This window comes from Streptococcus sp. DD04, assembly GCF_001578725.1.
Lineage (GTDB): Bacteria > Bacillota > Bacilli > Lactobacillales > Streptococcaceae > Streptococcus > Streptococcus sinensis.
Map to the genome: position 1 here is coordinate 1 of NZ_KQ968978.1, position 18,428 is coordinate 18,428.

Annotated in this window: 24 protein-coding genes and 1 pseudogene; all 25 read left to right on the top strand. The window is 43.7% G+C overall.

The window, feature by feature from the left end; genetic code table 11:
* Positions 1-92: 92 nt before the first annotated feature.
* The 25 genes and pseudogenes from STRDD04_RS05055 (at position 93) to STRDD04_RS05170 (ending at position 17,919) form a co-directional block, all read left to right on the top strand.
* Complete coding sequence (locus STRDD04_RS05055) at positions 93-470, top strand: DUF1033 family protein (protein ID WP_062199884.1); 378 nt, start codon at positions 93-95, stop codon at positions 468-470.
* A gap of 74 nt (positions 471-544) precedes the next feature.
* Positions 545-1,486 carry a competence type IV pilus ATPase ComGA gene (gene comGA / locus STRDD04_RS05060; protein WP_062199886.1) on the top strand — a complete coding sequence of 314 codons (942 nt, stop codon included), beginning with the start codon at positions 545-547 and terminating at the stop codon, positions 1,484-1,486.
* Positions 1,434-2,450 carry a competence type IV pilus assembly protein ComGB gene (gene comGB, locus STRDD04_RS05065; protein ID WP_062199888.1) on the top strand — a complete coding sequence of 339 codons (1,017 nt, stop codon included), beginning with the start codon at positions 1,434-1,436 and terminating at the stop codon, positions 2,448-2,450. Before comGA ends, comGB begins: the two co-directional genes overlap by 53 nt.
* Complete coding sequence (comGC, locus tag STRDD04_RS05070) at positions 2,447-2,764, top strand: competence type IV pilus major pilin ComGC (RefSeq protein WP_062199890.1); 318 nt, start codon at positions 2,447-2,449, stop codon at positions 2,762-2,764. The genes comGB and comGC overlap by 4 nt, the downstream gene beginning before the upstream one ends.
* Positions 2,724-3,158 (top strand): competence type IV pilus minor pilin ComGD, encoded by a 435-nt coding sequence (gene comGD / locus STRDD04_RS05075; protein WP_062199893.1) that lies wholly within the window; start codon positions 2,724-2,726, stop codon positions 3,156-3,158. Before comGC ends, comGD begins: the two co-directional genes overlap by 41 nt.
* Positions 3,124-3,417 carry a competence type IV pilus minor pilin ComGE gene (comGE, locus tag STRDD04_RS05080; protein ID WP_187423908.1) on the top strand — a complete coding sequence of 98 codons (294 nt, stop codon included), beginning with the start codon at positions 3,124-3,126 and terminating at the stop codon, positions 3,415-3,417. Before comGD ends, comGE begins: the two co-directional genes overlap by 35 nt.
* Positions 3,380-3,838, top strand: a complete 459-nt coding sequence (gene comGF, locus STRDD04_RS05085; protein ID WP_410468295.1) for a competence type IV pilus minor pilin ComGF — start codon at positions 3,380-3,382, stop codon at positions 3,836-3,838. The genes comGE and comGF overlap by 38 nt, the downstream gene beginning before the upstream one ends.
* On the top strand, positions 3,819-4,199 hold the full coding sequence (gene comGG, locus STRDD04_RS05090; protein WP_062199899.1) for a competence type IV pilus minor pilin ComGG: 381 nt from the start codon (positions 3,819-3,821) through the stop codon (positions 4,197-4,199). The genes comGF and comGG overlap by 20 nt, the downstream gene beginning before the upstream one ends.
* An 80-nt stretch (positions 4,200-4,279) precedes the next feature.
* Complete coding sequence (locus tag STRDD04_RS05095) at positions 4,280-5,233, top strand: class I SAM-dependent methyltransferase (RefSeq protein ID WP_062199901.1); 954 nt, start codon at positions 4,280-4,282, stop codon at positions 5,231-5,233.
* 48 nt (positions 5,234-5,281) lie between these two features.
* Positions 5,282-6,475, top strand: a complete 1,194-nt coding sequence (locus STRDD04_RS05100) for an acetate kinase (protein ID WP_062199903.1) — start codon at positions 5,282-5,284, stop codon at positions 6,473-6,475.
* Between the two features lie 133 nt (positions 6,476-6,608).
* Positions 6,609-7,329 (top strand): annotated as a pseudogene (locus tag STRDD04_RS05105) (CPBP family intramembrane glutamic endopeptidase).
* 152 nt (positions 7,330-7,481) lie between these two features.
* Positions 7,482-8,120 carry a hypothetical protein gene (locus STRDD04_RS05110; RefSeq protein ID WP_062199906.1) on the top strand — a complete coding sequence of 213 codons (639 nt, stop codon included), beginning with the start codon at positions 7,482-7,484 and terminating at the stop codon, positions 8,118-8,120.
* A gap of 176 nt (positions 8,121-8,296) precedes the next feature.
* Positions 8,297-9,250, top strand: a complete 954-nt coding sequence (folP, locus tag STRDD04_RS05115) for a dihydropteroate synthase (RefSeq protein WP_062199908.1) — start codon at positions 8,297-8,299, stop codon at positions 9,248-9,250.
* Between the two features lie 2 nt (positions 9,251-9,252).
* On the top strand, positions 9,253-10,596 hold the full coding sequence (locus STRDD04_RS05120; RefSeq protein ID WP_062199910.1) for a bifunctional folylpolyglutamate synthase/dihydrofolate synthase: 1,344 nt from the start codon (positions 9,253-9,255) through the stop codon (positions 10,594-10,596).
* Positions 10,577-11,131 carry a GTP cyclohydrolase I FolE gene (gene folE, locus STRDD04_RS05125; RefSeq protein WP_062199911.1) on the top strand — a complete coding sequence of 185 codons (555 nt, stop codon included), beginning with the start codon at positions 10,577-10,579 and terminating at the stop codon, positions 11,129-11,131. The genes STRDD04_RS05120 and folE overlap by 20 nt, the downstream gene beginning before the upstream one ends.
* A 27-nt stretch (positions 11,132-11,158) precedes the next feature.
* Entirely contained in the window at positions 11,159-11,971 is an 813-nt protein-coding gene (gene folK / locus STRDD04_RS05130) for a 2-amino-4-hydroxy-6-hydroxymethyldihydropteridine diphosphokinase (protein ID WP_062199914.1), read from the top strand.
* A gap of 93 nt (positions 11,972-12,064) precedes the next feature.
* Positions 12,065-12,772 (top strand): ABC transporter ATP-binding protein, encoded by a 708-nt coding sequence (locus tag STRDD04_RS05135; protein ID WP_062199916.1) that lies wholly within the window; start codon positions 12,065-12,067, stop codon positions 12,770-12,772.
* Position 12,773: 1 nt separating this feature from the next.
* Complete coding sequence (locus STRDD04_RS05140; RefSeq protein ID WP_062199918.1) at positions 12,774-13,562, top strand: ABC transporter permease; 789 nt, start codon at positions 12,774-12,776, stop codon at positions 13,560-13,562.
* Positions 13,562-14,284 (top strand): lantibiotic ABC transporter permease, encoded by a 723-nt coding sequence (locus tag STRDD04_RS05145; protein WP_062199920.1) that lies wholly within the window; start codon positions 13,562-13,564, stop codon positions 14,282-14,284. Before STRDD04_RS05140 ends, STRDD04_RS05145 begins: the two co-directional genes overlap by 1 nt.
* A 12-nt stretch (positions 14,285-14,296) precedes the next feature.
* On the top strand, positions 14,297-14,995 hold the full coding sequence (locus STRDD04_RS05150) for a response regulator transcription factor (protein WP_062199923.1): 699 nt from the start codon (positions 14,297-14,299) through the stop codon (positions 14,993-14,995).
* Positions 14,962-15,999, top strand: a complete 1,038-nt coding sequence (locus STRDD04_RS05155; protein WP_062199925.1) for a sensor histidine kinase — start codon at positions 14,962-14,964, stop codon at positions 15,997-15,999. The genes STRDD04_RS05150 and STRDD04_RS05155 overlap by 34 nt, the downstream gene beginning before the upstream one ends.
* Before the next feature lie 148 nt (positions 16,000-16,147).
* Positions 16,148-16,351 carry a helix-turn-helix transcriptional regulator gene (locus STRDD04_RS05160; RefSeq protein WP_062199927.1) on the top strand — a complete coding sequence of 68 codons (204 nt, stop codon included), beginning with the start codon at positions 16,148-16,150 and terminating at the stop codon, positions 16,349-16,351.
* Entirely contained in the window at positions 16,348-16,512 is a 165-nt protein-coding gene (locus tag STRDD04_RS10940; protein ID WP_124765806.1) for a hypothetical protein, read from the top strand. The genes STRDD04_RS05160 and STRDD04_RS10940 overlap by 4 nt, the downstream gene beginning before the upstream one ends.
* A gap of 9 nt (positions 16,513-16,521) precedes the next feature.
* Positions 16,522-16,956, top strand: a complete 435-nt coding sequence (locus STRDD04_RS05165) for a DUF2178 domain-containing protein (protein ID WP_062199929.1) — start codon at positions 16,522-16,524, stop codon at positions 16,954-16,956.
* A gap of 195 nt (positions 16,957-17,151) precedes the next feature.
* A complete protein-coding gene (locus STRDD04_RS05170; RefSeq protein ID WP_037617351.1) occupies positions 17,152-17,919 on the top strand; it encodes an epoxyqueuosine reductase QueH in 768 nt (255 codons plus the stop codon).
* Positions 17,920-18,428 lie beyond the last annotated feature (509 nt).

Genomic DNA, 18,428 nt, shown 5'->3' on the forward strand with positions numbered 1-18,428 from the left:
CTAGAAAATAAAACTTTGTCCAAGCTGTAAGCAAAATAGTTTCATTATCAAAGGATTTTATATATAATATACGGTACAAAGAGAGGATGCGTATGTACTGTGTAATAGAAATGTTTGGGGATTGTGAGCCTTGGTGGTTTTTGGAAGGCTGGGAAAGCGATATTATCGAGAAAAAGCAGTTCGCAGACTATTATGATGCTTTGAAATATTATAAATTACGCTGGGAGGAAATGGTGGCGTGCTCACCATTTTATAGCAGTCGCAGTGATTTAATGACTATTTTTTGGGATCCTAAAGAGAAAAGATGGTGTGAAGAATGCAATGAAGATATTCAGCAATATCATTCCCTCTTTTTACTGGAAAATGAATGTCGGATTTCTGAGGATAAATTCCGTCCAGGTTATGTTAAGCAAAATGGGACAGAAAACCATCGGGCCTGCCCTGTGAGGATTAAAATAATTCAAAAATAGAATAAAATATGAAGGTTGGGATTTTTCTCAGCCTTTTCTTTTTTCTTTTGCGAATAATAAGGTGAGGAGGACTTATGGTTCAAGAAATTGCAAAGGAAATGATTCAGTCGGCTAGGCAGGAAGCGGCCCAAGATCTTTATCTGATTCCCAAGAGCTCTTGCTATGAGCTCTATATGCGGGTGGGTGATGAGCGCCGTTTTATTCAGACCTATGATTTTGATTTATTATCATCGGTCATCAGCCACTTTAAGTTTGTATCAGGCATGAATGTAGGGGAGAAGAGGCGCAGTCAGCTAGGTTCCTGTGATTATGATTGTGGAGATGTTACAGTTTCGCTTCGTCTGTCGACGGTCGGGGATTACCGTGGCTATGAGAGTCTGGTGATTCGTCTCCTGCACGATGAGGAGCGTGAGCTGCGTTTTTGGTTTGACAATCTGCCTACTCTTCGTGAAAAAGTACATTCTCGTGGTCTTTATCTGTTTTCAGGGCCAGTTGGTAGTGGAAAGACGACGCTGATGCACCAGCTGGCTCAGATGAAATTTGGGCAACAACAGGTCATGTCTATCGAAGACCCTGTGGAAATCAAGCAGGAAAACATGCTCCAGCTTCAGCTGAATGAAACGATTGGGATGACCTACGATAGTCTCATCAAGCTGTCTCTGCGTCACAGGCCGGACCTCTTGATTATCGGTGAAATCCGCGATCAAGAAACGGCTCGTGCGGTGGTAAGGGCTAGTTTGACAGGGGCAACGGTCTTTTCAACTATCCATGCTAAGAGCATTCGCGGAGTGTATGAGCGCCTGCTGGAGCTGGGTGTCAGTGAGGATGAGCTGCGCATGGTGTTACAGGGCGTCTGTTACCAGCGCTTAATCGGGGGAGGAGGTGTGATCGACTTTGTCAACCAAGACTATCAAAAGCACGAAGCCAATCTCTGGAACCAGCAGATTGACCAGCTTTTTGCAGATGGACATATCACAGCTGATCAAAGGCAGGCAGAAAAAATTATCTACGCCTAAGCAAAAGAAGATTATCGAGCTGTTTCGCAATCTCTTTACCAGCGGTTTTCATTTGGCGGAGATTGTTGATTTCCTGCGGCGGAGTGCCCTTTTAGAGGAATTCTATGTCGCGGAAATGCGTTCGGGCTTGGCTGCTGGCCAGTCATTTTCCCAGATGATGAAGCGTTTAGGCTTTTCGGATAATGTGGTCACCCAGCTGTCTTTGTCAGAGCTGCATGGAAATCTAAATCTTAGTTTGGGTAAAATCGAGGATTATCTGGAAAATCTATCCAAGGTCCGTAAGAAATTGATTGAGGTGGGGACTTATCCCTTGATGCTGCTTGGGTTTCTAGTGCTGATTATGCTAGGCTTGCGTAATTATCTCTTGCCCCAGCTGGACAGTCAAAATATGGCCACTCAATTCATTCATTATCTACCACAAATCTTTCTGGGAAATGTTTTGGCGTTTTGCTTGGTGATTTGCGGTGGCTGGCTCTATTATCGCAAGAGCTCTAAGATGAGATTTTTCAGTCGTTTGGCCAAGGTCCCTCTTGTTGGCACCTTAGTACGAGCCTATCTGACGGCCTACTATGCGCGTGAATGGGGAAATATGATTGGTCAAGGGCTGGAATTAAGCCAGATCTTTCTCATCATGCAGGACCAGCCTTCTCAGCTTTTTCAGGAGCTGGGGCGAGACTTGGAGACGGCCTTAGGTGCAGGTCAGGGCTACGCCGAGAAGGTCGGCACCTATCCCTTCTTTAAGAAAGAATTGGCCTTAATCATCGAGTACGGAGAGGTCAAATCCAAGTTGGGTGACGAATTGGAACTATATGCTGAAAAGACTTGGGAAGAGTTTTTCCTGAGAATCAATCGGGCCATGAATTTGATTCAGCCTCTCGTTTTTGTCTTTGTCGCCCTTGTTATTGTTTTACTTTATGCAGCTATGTTGCTGCCAATTTATCAGAATATGGAGATTCAATTATGAAAAAACTAAAAACTTTGAAGGTTAAAGCCTTTACTTTGGTGGAAATGTTAGTCGTCCTTTTAATTATCAGCGTCTTGATGCTCTTGTTTGTTCCAAATTTGACTAAGCAAAAGGATACTATCTCAGAAAGCGGTAACGCGGCTGTCGTCAAGGTAGTGGAAAGTCAGGCTGAGCTTTATGAATTGAAGAATGTTAATGAAAAAGCCACTCTAGGAAAATTGGTTGCGGATGGTCGGATTACCGACAAGCAGGTGGAATCTTATAAGGCTTACTATGGAAAAAACAGTAGTGAAACTCGCGCAGTTGCGGATTAAGGCTTTTACGCTGCTGGAAAGTCTCCTAGCTTTATTTGTGGTCAGTTTCATTTTATTAGGTCTATCTGGCTCTGTTCAGGCTGGTTTCAATCAAGTGCAGGAGCAGCTGTTTTTCATGGAATTTGAGCATCTTTATCAGGAGAGCCAAAAGCTGAGTTTGGCTGGGCATGAAAAGATAAAGCTGACCATTTCGGACCGTAAGATTTCCAATGGCTACCAGCAAGTTGAATTTCCCAAGACCTTGCAGGAGCATGCTCCTCAGACTATTCAGTTTGATCAAGCTGGCGGGAATTCTTCGCTCAGCAAGATTGTTTTTCAAACGGAGGATAAAAGGGTTGTTTACCAGCTTTATATGGGCAATGGAAAATTTAAAAAGACGACGAATGAAGGCTAGCATTTTGCTGGAGGCTCTGGTGGCAATGGCGGTTTTTGCGGCTATTGCCAGCCTTTTGCTTGGGCAGATTAGCCAGTCGCGGCAGGAGCAGACACGATTATTGCAGGAGGAGGAAGTCCTACGGGTTGCTCGGATGGCCATGCAGACGGGGCAGGAAAGTCTGACAGTCAATGGCATCACGGTCCGCCAGGTCAAGACAGACCGACAATTAACCGTTTATCATCAGGAGGAGAAGGTGCTCAGTGTTAAAAAACGTTAGAATCAAAGCTTTTACACTTTTAGAGACTTTAGTTGCCCTGCTGGTTTTGAGCGGTGGGATGTTAGTCTTTCAGTCTATGACTAAGCTTTTGGCTTTTGAACTACGACAGCAACAGGAAAATAAGCAGCAGGAATGGCTCTTATTTGTCGATCAGTTAGAGACGGAGCTATCGCGCAGCCAATTTGACAGGGTCGAAAACGACAAAATCTATATCAAACAGGATGGCAAGAATCTGGCTTTGGGCAAATCTCGGGGTGATGATTTCCGGAAAACAGATGCTTCAGGGCGTGGTTATCAGCCTATGATTTATGGACTTAAAGCTGCTCCGGTCAGTCAGGAGGGAGACCTTGTTCGCTTTCGCTTCCGGTTTGACAATGATTTAGAAAGAGAGTACATCTATCGTGTGCAAGATAAAAGTTAAGGCAGGCATCTTGCTTTATGCCCTCTTCATGGCAGCGGTCTTCAGCTTGCTTTTGCAGTTTTATCTAAATAGGCAGGTGGCCAATCAGCGCCTCTTCCAAGCAAATCGAGAGCGGGTAGAAGCTTATGCTTTGGCTGTTTTGACCAAGGACACCGTCACAGAGGATAGCGGTCAGTTAACGTTTGACCAAGGGAGCACCCATTATCGCCAGCAGGGGAAAATGCTGGAGGTCAATAGCCAACTCGCCAATCAGAAGAGCTATTCTTTCTATTTTGAAAATAAGAAGGAGGCAGAAACGAAGGCAAAAAATGCTAAAGAAAATGAAGAACATTCGCTTTCAATCGACAAAAACCGTAAGTGATAGAAATGTAAAAGATTTGTAATCCGATACCCCTTGGAAAGACGTCTTCTTTTTGGTATCATAAGACAACGGAGGATGCCATGAAATTTGAAAAGATAGAACGAGCTTACAACTTGATTTTAGAAAATGTGCAAAATATCCAAAATGCTCTGGCAACCAATTTTTACGATGCCTTGATTGAGCAGAATGGGATCTATCTGGACGGGGATACCGATTTACAAGAAATTCTGAAAAATAACGAGAAGCTTCGCGCTTTGCATTTGACTAAGGAAGAGTGGCGTCGGGCCTATCAGTTTATTTTTATGAAGGCCTCTCAAACAGAGCCGCTTCAAGCCAATCATCAATTCACGCCTGATTCGATCGGTTTGTTGATTAGTTTTTTGATTGACCAGCTGGCGAAAGGTGAAAAGGTCGATCTTCTCGAAATTGGAAGCGGTATGGGAAATCTGGCTGAGACCATTCTCAATCATACTCGAAAAAATATTGATTATCTAGGTTTGGAAATTGACGATTTACTGATTGATTTGTCCGCTAGCATTGCTGAGGTCATGAATTCCAAGGCACATTTTGCCCAAGGAGATGCTGTGCGGCCTCAGGTTCTGAAAGAAAGTGATCTAATTATCAGTGATTTGCCAGTGGGCTATTATCCGGATGATGCGGTTGCTTCTCGCTATGAGGTTGCCAGTCCAGAAGAGCATACCTACGCTCATCATCTCTTGATCGAGCAGTCGCTGAAATATTTAAAGCCAGGAGGCTATGCTATCTTTCTCGCGCCAAATGATCTGCTGACGAGTAAGCAAAGTCACTTGCTTAAAAAATGGTTGCTTTCTAAAGCCCAGCTTCTTGCAATGATTGTCCTGCCAGAAACTATTTTCTCAAGCAGTCAGCATGCTAAGACACTTTTTGTTTTGAGGAAACAAGAAGAGACAGACATTCAGCCTTTTATCTATCTCCTGCAGGATTTGCAGAACCAGAATGAGATTTTGAAATTTCGGGAAAGTTTTCAAAACTGGCGCAAAGATAGTGAAATTTAAACAAATTTTTGATATAATAGGTTTGAAAACGCTTAAAGAGGTGACGAAATGTCAAAAACTATTTCTATTAATGCTGGAAGTTCGAGTTTGAAATGGCAGCTTTATTTGATGCCAGAAGAAGAAGTGCTCGCAAAAGGCCTGATTGAACGGATCGGTCTCAAGGATTCTATCTCTACAGTAAAATTTAACGGCCGTTCAGAAAAGCAAATTTTAGATATTGCTGATCATACTCAGGCTGTGAAAATCCTATTAGATGACTTGATGCGCTTTGATATTATCCAGTCTTATGACGAAATTACAGGTGTTGGCCACCGTGTCGTTGCAGGTGGGGAATATTTCAAGGAATCAGCTCTGGTAGATGAAGAAGTCATTGAAAAAGTCGAAGAATTAGCTCTTTTGGCTCCTCTTCATAATGGAGCAAATGCTGCGGGAATCCGTGCTTTCAAAGAAATCTTGCCTGATATTACCAGTGTCGTGGTTTTTGATACTTCTTTCCACACAACGATGCCAGAAAAGGCTTATCGTTACCCGTTACCAACGAAATATTATACTGAAAACAAGGTTCGGAAATATGGGGCGCATGGTACCAGCCATGAATATGTCGCCCACGAAGCTGCGAAAGTGTTGGGTAAACCGATTGAAGAATTAAAACTGATTACTTGCCACATTGGGAATGGGGCTTCTATCACAGCAGTGGATAAGGGGATTTCAGTAGATACTTCTATGGGCTTCACTCCGCTTGGTGGTATTATGATGGGAACACGTACGGGAGACCTTGACCCAGCGATTATCCCATATTTAATACAACATACAGATGACTTTAATACGCCAGAGGACATCAGTCGCATCCTAAATCGCGAATCTGGACTTTTGGGCGTTTCTGAAAGATCAAGTGATATGCGGGATATTCATGCAGCGATGCGTGCAGGTGATGAGAAAGCTCAGTTGGCCAATGAAATCTTTGTCGATCGAATCCAGAAATATATTGGCCAATATTTAGCGGTTTTAAATGGAGCAGATGCAATCATCTTTACAGCTGGGATTGGCGAAAACTCTGTAACGATTCGTCGAATGGTTATCGAAGGAATTTCTTGGTTTGGCTGCGATGTCGATCCCGAAAAGAATGTCTTTGGTGCAACAGGAGACATCTCAACAGAAGCTGCTAAAGTAAGGGTTCTGGTCATTCCGACAGATGAAGAATTAGTCATTGCGCGTGATGTAGAACGTTTTAAGAATCAATAATCAACCACAAAGCCCTCACTAGGATTTATAGACCTAATGAGGGTTTTTGATTTGCTTTTATCCGTTTGTAAGTGATTGCGCAGCAATCATGGACATCGTCTCACTTACTTTTAGCGACATATTTCGAAATTAGCTGTACAGGACGGAAAATTTTCGCTATACTAAGAAAATAGGAGGAAAGTATGAAAAGTTTTTTGAAAAAAATAGAATATAGTTTACTTGTTTTGTTTGTGGCTTTGCAAACTCAGGTCCCTTTTGTAGTGATTCAACAGTTTAAAGAAGGAGGGCAAGGTTTTTCAATGGGGGAGACCTTGCTTGTCTTGATGATTTATTTACTCATTATTTTTTATGCCCTGCGAATGGCCAAGAAAGAGGCCTTGCTGACCTTAGATTTTCGATTTTTCAAATGGTCATCGGTCGGCTGGCTGGCTCTATCCTATCTGATGACTTTTGGGGTTAGTATTTTGGCAGTGATTATTTTGATTTTAGAAGGTCAGCTTTCAGGAACGACAGCCAATCAAGCTGCTTTGGAAGGTTTATTTCAGCATGTGCCAGTTGTTTTGGTTGTTGTGGGAGCTGTCTTTTCAGCACCGATTTTAGAGGAAATTATTTTCCGTGGCTTGATTCCGAAAAAGCTATTTCCTAAGCATGATCTGATTGGTTTGGTGGTCGGCTCAGTTCTTTTTGGCCTTTTCCACGGTCCGACCAATATTGGCAGTTTTGTCCTTTATGCTGGTATGGGTGGAGTTCTGGCATTTGTTGTTTATAAGACTAAGCGTCTGGAAATGGGGATTTTAGCCCATATGTTGCGTAATGGCCTCGCTATCCTAATCATGTTGGCTATGAAGCGCTAATGATAGACAGTTGAGAGGTGAAGAGGTCAATTTTGCCTCTTTTTGACCTTTTAGGGTTAAAAAGTGTTTTTTTAGGACAGACAGCTAAGAGGCAAACCCTTTTTCTTTATAATTAAAGTTATATTTCAGCTTTAGGGAGTGAAAGGGAGATTATGCTCAGATTACAAAAAATGATTCAAATTTTATTAGTGGCGATGCTGACTCAAGCAAGCTTGCTGCTTTTAGCCCAACCAGTGTCGAATCGGCTGGTCTTATCTAGGCCTAGTTTTCTTTTTATCCTTGGCCTGATTCTCTGTCTCTTGTGTTATGCCTTTTATTTTTCACATGAGCTAGAGGATTTTAAGGAAGAAGTGCGCTCTTCAGAACGATTTCAACACTTGCGCTGTCTCTATTTTTTGATGATTGCAGCCAATGCAGTGGGTGTGGTTCTTCTCTGTGGTTGGGAGACCTCGCTGCTAGCACCCGTACAGCAAATGTTCTCAGACAGTTTTTTCTCTTCCTCATTATTGCTGCTGGGCATGGATTTATTTATCTCCTCACCACTGACTGCCAAGAAAATTAAGCTAAAAGTGCGGATGAACTATCGAGAAAATTGGGGGCTTGTGCTAGGGATTGCTCTCTTTTCTCTTTTTCGAAATCCTGGAGAACTGTCGTGTTTTCTTCTTTATCTTGGGTTAGGAACATGTTTTGTTCAGCTGTTAAAAGGGTGGGTGCAGCCACTGGAGCTGTCCTTGCTGGCCCATGTCATCCGAAATATTATCGTTCTCGGTCTTTTGCCCTTCTGTTTGTAAAAAGTGTTTTCTTAAATGGTAGAATTGTGGTAAAATGATAAGTGAAACAAGAGTCTGAAAGGGCTGCTTGTAGGAACAAGTGCAGTTTATAAAACTGCTGCTGCATCTGCTGTTGGCTTTGCGGTACACTAGATAGGTGTACCCTTTTTGTTAAGAGGCAGCATTGGAAAGGAAATATGATAAATCTAAGACAGCTTGCCCCTGAAGGCAAGACGGCCCTTTGCGGGATTCTCAATGTTACCCCAGATTCCTTTTCGGATGGGGGCAGATATGATACGGTGGAAAAGGCTCTGGAGCAGGCTCGAAAGATGAGAGCTCAAGGAGCTCATCTGCTGGATATCGGCGGCGAGTCGACTCGTCCGGGCAGCCATTTTGTGGAAATAGAGGCCGAAATAGAGCGAGTGGTGCCGGTCATTGAGGCTCTTCGTCGGGAAAGTGATATCCTCATTTCTGTGGATACTTGGAAGGCACCGGTTGCAGAAGCAGCTTTGGCTGCTGGAGCCAATATCATCAATGACATCACGGGACTCTTGGGTGATGAGAGAATGGCAGTTGTGGCTGCCAGGGCTGGAGCACCAGTTATTGCCATGTTCAATCCAGTCATAGCTCGGCCCCAACATACTAGCTCGAAAATCTTTCCGACTTTTGGCTTTGAACCTGCTTTTACCGAGTCAGAATTAGCAAATTTTGAGCAGCTGGATATTCAGGCGCTCATGTGGGCATTTTTTGAAAAGACACTGGAAAGAGCTGAGAAAGCTGGGCTGGAGAAGGAGCAAATCATGCTGGATCCAGGGATTGGCTTTGGTTTGACCAAGCGGGAGAATCTTCTGCTCCTACAGGAGTTGGGGAGCATTCATCAGGCTGGCTTTCCCATTTTTCTGGGTGTCTCTCGCAAACGCTTTTTGGTCAATATCTTGGAGGAAAATGGTTTTGAGACCGACCCAGATACGGAAGCTGGTTTTCAAAACAGAGACATGGCTTCAGCTCATTTGACCAGCATTGCGGCCAGTCAGGGTGTTGAGGCTGTCCGAGTGCATGATGTAGGAGTCCACCGAATGGCAGCCGAGATTGGCGATGCCGTTCGACTGGCTCAGAAAATGGAAGATCTAAATTTACGGCAGTATAAGTGAGTATGATAAAAGAAGAATTGTCAGATTTAAGCTGGCTGGAAGCCTATCGGACGGATAGCCCCAACTTTGGGCTGGAACGAATGGAGCGGATGCTGGCGCTGCGGGGAAATCCCCATTTGCAGCTGTCAGTGATTCATATAGGAGGGACCAACGGGAAGGGCTCAACCATTTCCCATCTGCGTCAACTCTTGGAAATGCGAGGTCTGCGTGTGGGAACCTTTACCTCCCCCTATCTGATCAGCTACAGTGAACAAATCGCCATCAATGGTAGGCCTATTGCCAATCAAGATTTGGAACGGCTCCTAGAGACTTATCGAGTCCTTTTTGAGAAGCAAGTGGATGATGAGGTTCTGCAGGGAGTGACTGAGTTTGAAATCATGACGGCTTTGGCCTATGATTATTTGGCTCAGGAGCGGGTCGATGTGGCCATTATGGAGGTTGGCATGGGTGGCCTCTTGGACAGTACCAATGTCTGCCGACCTGATTTGACAGCCATTACGACCATTGGCTTAGATCATGTGGCTCTGCTGGGGCATTCTCTGGCAGCAATTGCCGAGCAGAAAGCTGGGATTATCAAGCCAAATGTGCCCTCGGTGACTGGGCGGATTGAGCCAGAAGCTCTGGCAGTCATTGAGAATAAGGCTCATCAAATGCAAGCGCCTCACTATGTGTACGGTCAATCTTATCAAGTGACAAGCTTGGGCGGAACTGACTCAGGCGAACGTTTCAGCTTTTCCAATGCCAATCGAAAAGCAGAGCATTACCTAACGCCTCTTTTGGGACAACATCAGGTAGATAATGCTGGTTTGGCTATTCAGCTCTGTGACCTCTATTGTCAGAGCAAGCAACTACCGCTTTTAACAAAAGAGCAAATAGACGTCGCTTTAGTGGCGACAAACTGGCCGGGGCGGATGGAGCAGATTTCGCACCAACCTCGTATCTTGCTTGATGGCGCCCACAATCCTCATGCTATGGAGAGATTGACGAGGACTTTGAACCAACATTATCAAGAGCTGGATAAGAAAATCCTTTTTAGCTGTATCCAGACCAAATCTCTGGAGGAAATGGTAGCTCAGCTCAAGGAAGTACCTAAGAGTCAGTTAATTTTGACTAATTTTGCGGACCCACGGAGCTTTTCCAAAGAAAAACTGGAGGCGCTGGCTTGCGAGCAGGACTTGCACTATGCTGATTGGCAGGCCTTTTTAGACGCTTATTTGAAAGTAGAGCACAGGGACGATGAGCTCTTGCTGATTACGGGCTCCCTTTATTTCCTGGCTCAGGTCAGAGCCTATATCATTGACAAAGAAAAAGAATCTAGGAGTGAATATGGACACGAAGAAAATTGAAGCAGCCGTAGCCCAGATTATTGAGGCGATTGGCGAAGACGGAAGCCGCGAAGGCTTGCAGGAGACGCCACAGCGCATTGCTAAGATGTATCAGGAAATCTTTGCTGGGCTGGGCGAGACTGCTGAGGAACATCTGGCTAAGTCTTTTGAAATCATTGACAATAATATGGTGGTGGAGAAGGATATTTTCTTCCATTCCATGTGTGAGCATCATTTCCTGCCATTTTACGGGAAGGTTCACATCGCTTATGTGCCAAATGGTCGGGTAGCAGGCCTGTCCAAGCTGGCTCGAACGGTAGAGGTCTATGCCAAGAAACCACAGATTCAGGAGCGATTGACTGTAGAGATTGCAGAGGCCTTAATGGAATATCTGGGTGCTCAAGGAGCCTTGGTTTGGGTGGAAGCTGAGCATATGTGCATGAATATGCGGGGAGTCAGAAAGCCTGGCACTGCAACGGTTACTACAGCGGCGCGCGGTATTTTAGCGACGGACAAGGACCTGAAAAATGAAGCTTACAAACTGATGGGGCATTAAGGGCTTGACAGCAAGGAGAGGAGAGTCATGGATCAGCTACGGATTAAGGATTTGGAAGTGTACGCCTATCATGGTGTTTTTGGAGCGGAAAAAGAACTGGGTCAGCGTTTTGTGCTAGACTTGATTTTGGACTATGATATGACCCGAGCTGCCAAAACAGGCGACCTGACAGCTTCTATTCACTATGGAGAATTGGCTCAAGATCTGACCCGCTGGTGTCAGGAAAGTAAGGAAGACTTGATTGAGACGCTGGCTTACAAGCTGATTGATCAGATTTTTCTGACGCATCCTTTGGTGCAGAGGGTCAGCTTGGAGGTCAAGAAGCCTTGGGCGCCAGTGCCGCTGCCTCTAGAGACCTGCTCAGTCAAGTTAGTGCGTCAAAAGTGGAAGGCCTTTATTGCTCTGGGAAGCAATCAAGGCAGCCCAGCTGCCAATCTTGATGCAGCTTTGGAAAAAATAGCAGAGCAGAAAATAAGAATTTTGCAGGCATCAAGTCGTATCGAAACAGAGCCTTGGGGTGGCGTTGAGCAAGACAAGTTTCTCAATCAAGTTGTTGAAGTTGAAACTTGGCTCAATCCTGAGGAATTAATGCAGACCCTGCTGACTATCGAAGCGGAACTAGGGCGCATGCGGGAGATCAAATGGGGACCGCGTGTGATTGATCTGGATATTCTTTACATAGGACAGGAGGAGATATACAGTCCAAACTTGATTGTTCCTCATCCTTATGTGGCTGAGCGAGCTTTTGTTTTGCAATCTCTGGTGGAAATCGCCCCACACTTTGTCGATCCCGTGCAGAAAAAAAGTATCCGCCAACTCTGGGATGCAGTCGAAAAATGAAAAAAGAACTTGTCGCAAGACAAGTTTTTTTATTGTCTGAACTTTCTCTGAACTTGCCCCTGTATACTAAAGAAAAACCAAAAGGAGTTCAGTATGGAACATACAGTGAAAATAGAAGGAGTCTGCAAAAAGCAGGGCAGCAAGCAGATTTTAGAAGATATTTCTTTTACAGCTAGAAGCGGTCGGATTACAGCCTTTCTGGGCCCAAATGGTGCAGGGAAAAGTTCGACCTTGAGGATTCTCTTGGGGTTAGATCGGGCGACAGCAGGAACTGCGACTTTTGATGGGCGAACTTATCAGTCAATGACTTATCCGCTCAGAACGGTAGGTGCAGCCTTTGACGGCATTGGCGGTCTGCCAAATCGAAAGGTCTATGACCACTTGAGAATTATTGCGGCGAGTAATGCTATTCCCAAGTATCGGATCGATGAAGTTTTAGAGATGACTGGAATCGCTCATAAGAGGAAGGACCTCTTGTCAAGCCTGTCTCTGGGGGAGGGTCAGCGGTTGGGTTTAGCAGCAGCTTTGCTAGGTGATCCTCAGTTTCTTATATTAGATGAGCCGACCAATGGACTAGATCCAAGTGGGATTAAGTGGTTTAGAAAGTTCATCCGTCAGCAGGCTGATTTAGGGAAAACGGTACTTCTATCTTCCCATATCCTATCAGAGGTGCAAATGGTGACAGATGATGTAGTCTTGATTCATCATGGGCGAATTATTGAGCAGGGACGATTGGAAGAGGTGCTGCAAGATTCAGACAGTCTAGAAGATCTCTTCTTTGATTTGACAGAGGAGGTTTAAGATGAAAGAAACGATGTCCTTATTGCATTCAGAATGGTTGAAAATCCGCTCAACCAAGGCTTTCAAAGTGAGTATGGCCTTCATGCTGCTATTGGTGCCTGCCGTATCCTGGCTGGAGGGTCGACAGTATTTATCTGTCGGCTTGGATGCCACGCCTGAGACGGTTCCTAATCTGATAAACGCCATTGATCCGCTGGAATATCTAGGTCTCAACGGGGCTTCTATGGCGGTCATGGTTTTGGTCATTTTAGCTGGAATTTTGGGAGCTATGGAATTTCAGTCTCATAGCTTGAGAACCAGTCTCTTGACCTGTAATAACCGCCTGAAGTTGCTTGTGGGGAAACTCATGACCTTTACTTGCTTTTCTCTTGCCACTAGCTTTTTATCAATCTACTTTAGTTATATGGTCATGCATCTGGCTTTAGGAAAGGAAGGGCTTGATCCGATTCTGCTCAATCAGGCAGCTTGGAGTCTAATTTTGTGGAAAACCTTATCTCTGACCTTATTGGGAATCCTTTCGTTTTTGTTAGGTTTATTGGCTCGGACCATGCTAGTTCCTCTGCTTTTTCTCGTACCCCAAATCTATAATCTGGGAAACTACCTGGCAGCTCACACGAGTTGGGGAGCTTATTTGCCACAGCCAGCAGGAGAGTTGTTTACTGCAACGCCAACTTCCCAATATGCTAACAATCCCTTGCAAGGGCTGTTGATACTTGGTGCATGGTTGCTAGTCATCGGCGGCATGACCTCTCTGCGCTTTTTGAAGACGGATTTAGGAGGGCGCTACTGATGATCAAAGCTCTGCTTAAAAGTGAATGGATTAAGTTCCGTTCTTACTATCTCGCTCTTGGTGCAGCCTTGGTGGTTCTGGTAGCTGTTCCATTTTTTCTGATGAATCTTGACTATAGTCAGACAGCAGTTGGCCAGACAAAGGCTCTGAGCGAGGTTTTGCATGCCCTCTATCTGGCGCAGCCTGTCATCGTCATCTTTACTTCGCTCTATTTTGCCCAGGAGTTTGTCAAGTCTGGGATGCGAACGAATTTTCTAACCGTATCAAATAGAAGGGCTTGGTTGGCTGGGAAAATCCTTTTTCTGGTCTTGCTGCTCTTAGTTCTCTACAGTGTCATGGTAGGCAGCTGTTTCCTTGTTATGCTGGCTCGTTTTGACCTAAGCTTTAGCTGGTCCTTACTGGGGAAACTCCTCTATTACAGCTCTTTTGGTATTCTCAGCAATCTTTTTCTGGCTTTTTTAACTGCTGGCCTCGCTTTGCTATTTCAATCTTGGGTTGTGCCGGTGTCGGTGCTCTTTCCTCTCTTGATTGGTCTCAGCCGTTTATTGGCAACATTCATCAAGGAAGCAAAATACCTGCCCGATCTAGCTACCCTAAATCTTTTTGAGTATGAAGGACTTCAGCATTCAATAGATCTCTCAGGGCTGGGAATACAGCTGTTATGGTTAGCTTTGGTTTGGAGCTCTGCTATATTCTTAACCTTGAAACGAGATGTTCGCTAGAGGTATGCTATAATGGAAATCATGAGACAGTATCGTATTTTGGTGGTTGATGACGACCAGAGCATTTTGAAGCTGGTGAAAAACGTCCTAGAGCTCGATGCTTATGATGTGACGACGCTTGATCAGATAGAAGAGCTAGAATTGACGCATTTTGTCGGATATGACTTGATTCTGCTGGATGTGATGATGGAGCCTGTTAATGGTTTTGAGTTGTGTTCCTACATTCGTCCTCATCTTTCGTGTCCAATCATCTTTCTGACGGCTAAGGAATTGGAGGCGGACAAGGTGGAAGGGCTCTTTCGTGGAGCAGATGACTATATTGTCAAGCCTTTTGGAACCAAAGAATTGCTGGCGCGTGTCAGAGCTCATCTTAGGCGGGAGGAAAGGCGTGAGGAGCGATATTCTGAAATTGCTTCTTGTCAATTTTATCCAGAGTGCTATGAAGTTGCCTGTTTTGGTAAAGTCTTGAAATTTTCAGAGCGAGAGTTTAAGTTGCTGCATTTACTAGCTAGCAATCCCAAGCAGGCCTTTTCAGCTGAACGCTTGCATACCTTGCTTTACCCAGAAAGTTCAGAAACACAGCTTCGCTCCATCTCAGAATACGTATATCAGATTCGTCAAAAATGCAAACAAGAAGGGCTGCAAGCAATCGCAACAGTGAGAGGAGTAGGCTATAGATGGCAATTAGGACACGAAATTTCAAAAGCCTAGTCTGGACAACCAGTTTAAAAATCGTCTTTTTTCATGTTTTGATTTTTGTGCTTATAGGCTATGAATTTACGCAAGGAAGTGATCACGTTCTTTTTACCTTGTTCTTTTGGGCAGGGAGCTTGCTGCTGATTACTTTTTATCATATTTTGAAATTGCTCCGAAAAATCGATAGGGAAATAAAAATGCTAACGAGCGAGAAGCTTTTAGAAGAAAATCAAAGCCAGGTTTTTCGGATTGAGGAAATGCTCGAAGTCTATAGCGATTTACGGAGCAGCCACCAAGAAAATGCTCGTCTTCTAGAAAAAGAGCAGCAGCATAATCAGGAGTTGATTTTACAGCTATCAGCGACATCGCACGATTTGAAGACGCCCCTAACTGTGATTAAGGGGAATGCTGAGCTCTTGGAGTTGGCGCAGTTGAGCCAGCCACAGGCAGACTATGCTGCTGAGATTTTGCAGGCTAGTCACAAGATGGAAGAGTATTGCGGCTCTTTGATTGATTACGCTAAGACTTTTCAGATTGATTCTAATCAGTTCAGTCAGCTTTCCTTAGGGGACTTTTTGGCTGATTTACAAGACGACTGGGCACTGTTCAGCAAACAGGAAAGCTATTGTTTTTATCTCCAAGAAGATTGTGATCTTAGTCTGATTTTGTCGATTCACTTGGACTATCTCAAACGGGCTTTGCTCAATATTTTACTGAATGCGCTTGAACATGCTGATCCGGATCAAAAGGAAGTGAAGCTGATGGTATCAGTGCAGCAGGATCAGTTGGTTTTTGCTATCTGGAACAACGGCCCTTCATTTTCAGAGGAGATGCTGCTGGGAGCGGAACAGCTCTTTTATCAGAGTGACCAAAGCCGCAATTCAGCTAATCCCCATCATGGTATCGGCTTAGCCTTTTCTAAGCAGGTAGCTCTCTTGCACGGTGGTCGTCTGATCCTGCTCAATCCAGACCAAGGAGGAGCCTGTGTTGAGTTGACTGTAGCTTTAAAAGGCAAATAACAAAGGAAATCAATAAAGATGATAAAAGGACTGAAATGTTTAAAGTTTCAGTTCTTTTTTGCCGCTTTCTTCTTGACAAAAGATGTAAAGGAGGCTATACTATATTTGAAAAGTAAAGTTTGTTTTACATTATGGAAAGGAGGCAGCCTTGGAAAATCAAATTCAAGAATTACGTAAAAGAAAAAAACTCAGCCAGGAGGAGCTGGCTGAGAAGCTAGAGGTCACGAGACAAACGATTATTTCTTTGGAAAAAGGCCGCTACAATGCCTCGCTGCTTTTGGCTCATAAAATTGCCTCCTTTTTCAATTTAAGGATTGAAGAAGTGTTTCTCTTTGAGGAGGATGAATCATGAAATGGACTTATTTGTGTAAATGGATATTGGCTATTTTAGTGGTGGTTGGCTTATCTTATCTCCATTTGCAAGCCAATTTTATCCCTAAGGAAATCCTGCCTTTTGTGGGAATGTTCCTGATTGTGGTGATTTTAAAAATTTTTCAAGCATATGAAAAATAGGAGGCGGATATGAAGACTCTAAGCAAAGAAGAATTTCGCAAAAAACTGCAAAGAAAAATCCTCATGGGCCGCATACTTAGCTTGGTTTTGTTACTGGGTCTGGCTTACAGTCATCTTCACTCTCTGGATGATTTGCAGGAAGGTATTTTGGTTGGACTGCTCTTAGGACTGTCTGGTATGACCATTCGCTACAATGCTGCTCTGGGGCAGAAGGACCGTTTCGAGCGGCTGTATATTCAGGTGACGGATGAGCGTAATCAGATGATTGATGAAAAGGCCCGAACTCTGCTTTTCAATATTCTCTTGCTTCTCGGTGCCTGCCTAACTGTCCTGTCCATGATTTTTCCCTTCACTCTGCCTCTCAGTCAGTTTTTGACTCTGACACTTAGCCTGGTTCTGGTCCTTTATTATCTTTTGCGCCTTATCTTATCTAGACGCTATTAGAATAATGGTGTCTGAGAATCCTCAGTACGGTAAATCTAGGCGGGAATGTTCTAGGCAGAAGTAAAAATAATCGAGTATTTTGGGGGCCGCCCCCTTTTAGCCTGTTCAATGGTTTGTCTGAAACATTCTTCTATGATAAAATAGAGTGCATGGATTTGTAGCAAAGGTCAAGTCCAGTTTTCCAAGGAGAGCTTTATGATTAATGTAGAAGAAATTTTGAGTAGGATGAATCCTAACCAGAGAATTAACTATGACCGCGTGATGCAACAGATGGTTAAGGTCTGGCAAGCAGATAATACTCGACCTAAAATTTTAATGCACGTCTGTTGTGCGCCGTGTAGCACCTATACACTAGAGTATCTGACTCAGTATGCTGATGTGACGATTTACTTTGCCAACTCTAACATCCATCCAAAGGCAGAATATCACAAACGGGCTTATGTGACGCAGAAGTTTGTCAGCGATTTCAATGAAAAAACAGGAAATCATGTGCAGTACATTGAGGCTCCTTACGAGCCTAGTGAATACCGCAAATTGGTTCGAGGATTGGAAGAGGAGCCAGAAGGTGGCGACCGTTGCAAGGTTTGTTTTGACTATCGCTTGGATAAAACCGCACAAATGGCTGTTGACCTAGGTTTTGACTATTTTGGTAGTGCCTTGACCATTAGCCCACACAAAAATTCCCAAACCATCAATAGTATTGGAATTGAAGTGCAAAAGATTTACACTACTCATTATCTGCCCAGTGATTTCAAGAAAAATCAAGGATACAAACGCTCTGTAGAGATGTGTGAAGAGTATGATATTTACCGTCAATGTTATTGCGGCTGTGTTTACGCTGCTCAGGCCCAGAATATTAACCTATTGCAAATTAAAAAAGATGCAACGGCCTTCTTAGCTGATAAAAATCCTGAAAAAGATTATTCACATATCAAATTTACAGTTACTCACTTGGATAGATAATTTATCCGCCCAAATATTTTTGCAAATAAAAAAGAGCCCGGCTGACCAGAATCAGTCGGGATTATAGCTATTGAGAGACTAGTTTTATCTATCTGAATCATAATAAAAATGTATTAAAAAACTTTGTTAGCTTTAACAATACAATCAGACTCTTAGAGATTGTAAATAAAATTTTTGACGATTACGCTAGCAAACCATGATTTTTAATTTCTTCATCTTGTGACAGAACCAGAGACTTTCTAACGCTTCTTACAGGACGCTGAGAAAACTATTTGCCATCATACTTGGTTTTGCCTAGTATGTTCTTTAATTTTCCTCAAGTATAAAAATTTCACTGTAAAATCATGACGAATTGAGTGACATGTTTCTTTTGAACAATCAAAAAAGCCTTATAAAACAAGGCTTTTTCTTCTCTATTTCTATGCCCCCTGCATGAAACAATGAGATTGGTTTTAAAATAAAAAAGGTGGTTTTTATTGATAATTTAAGCAGGAAAAGATTTGACCTTT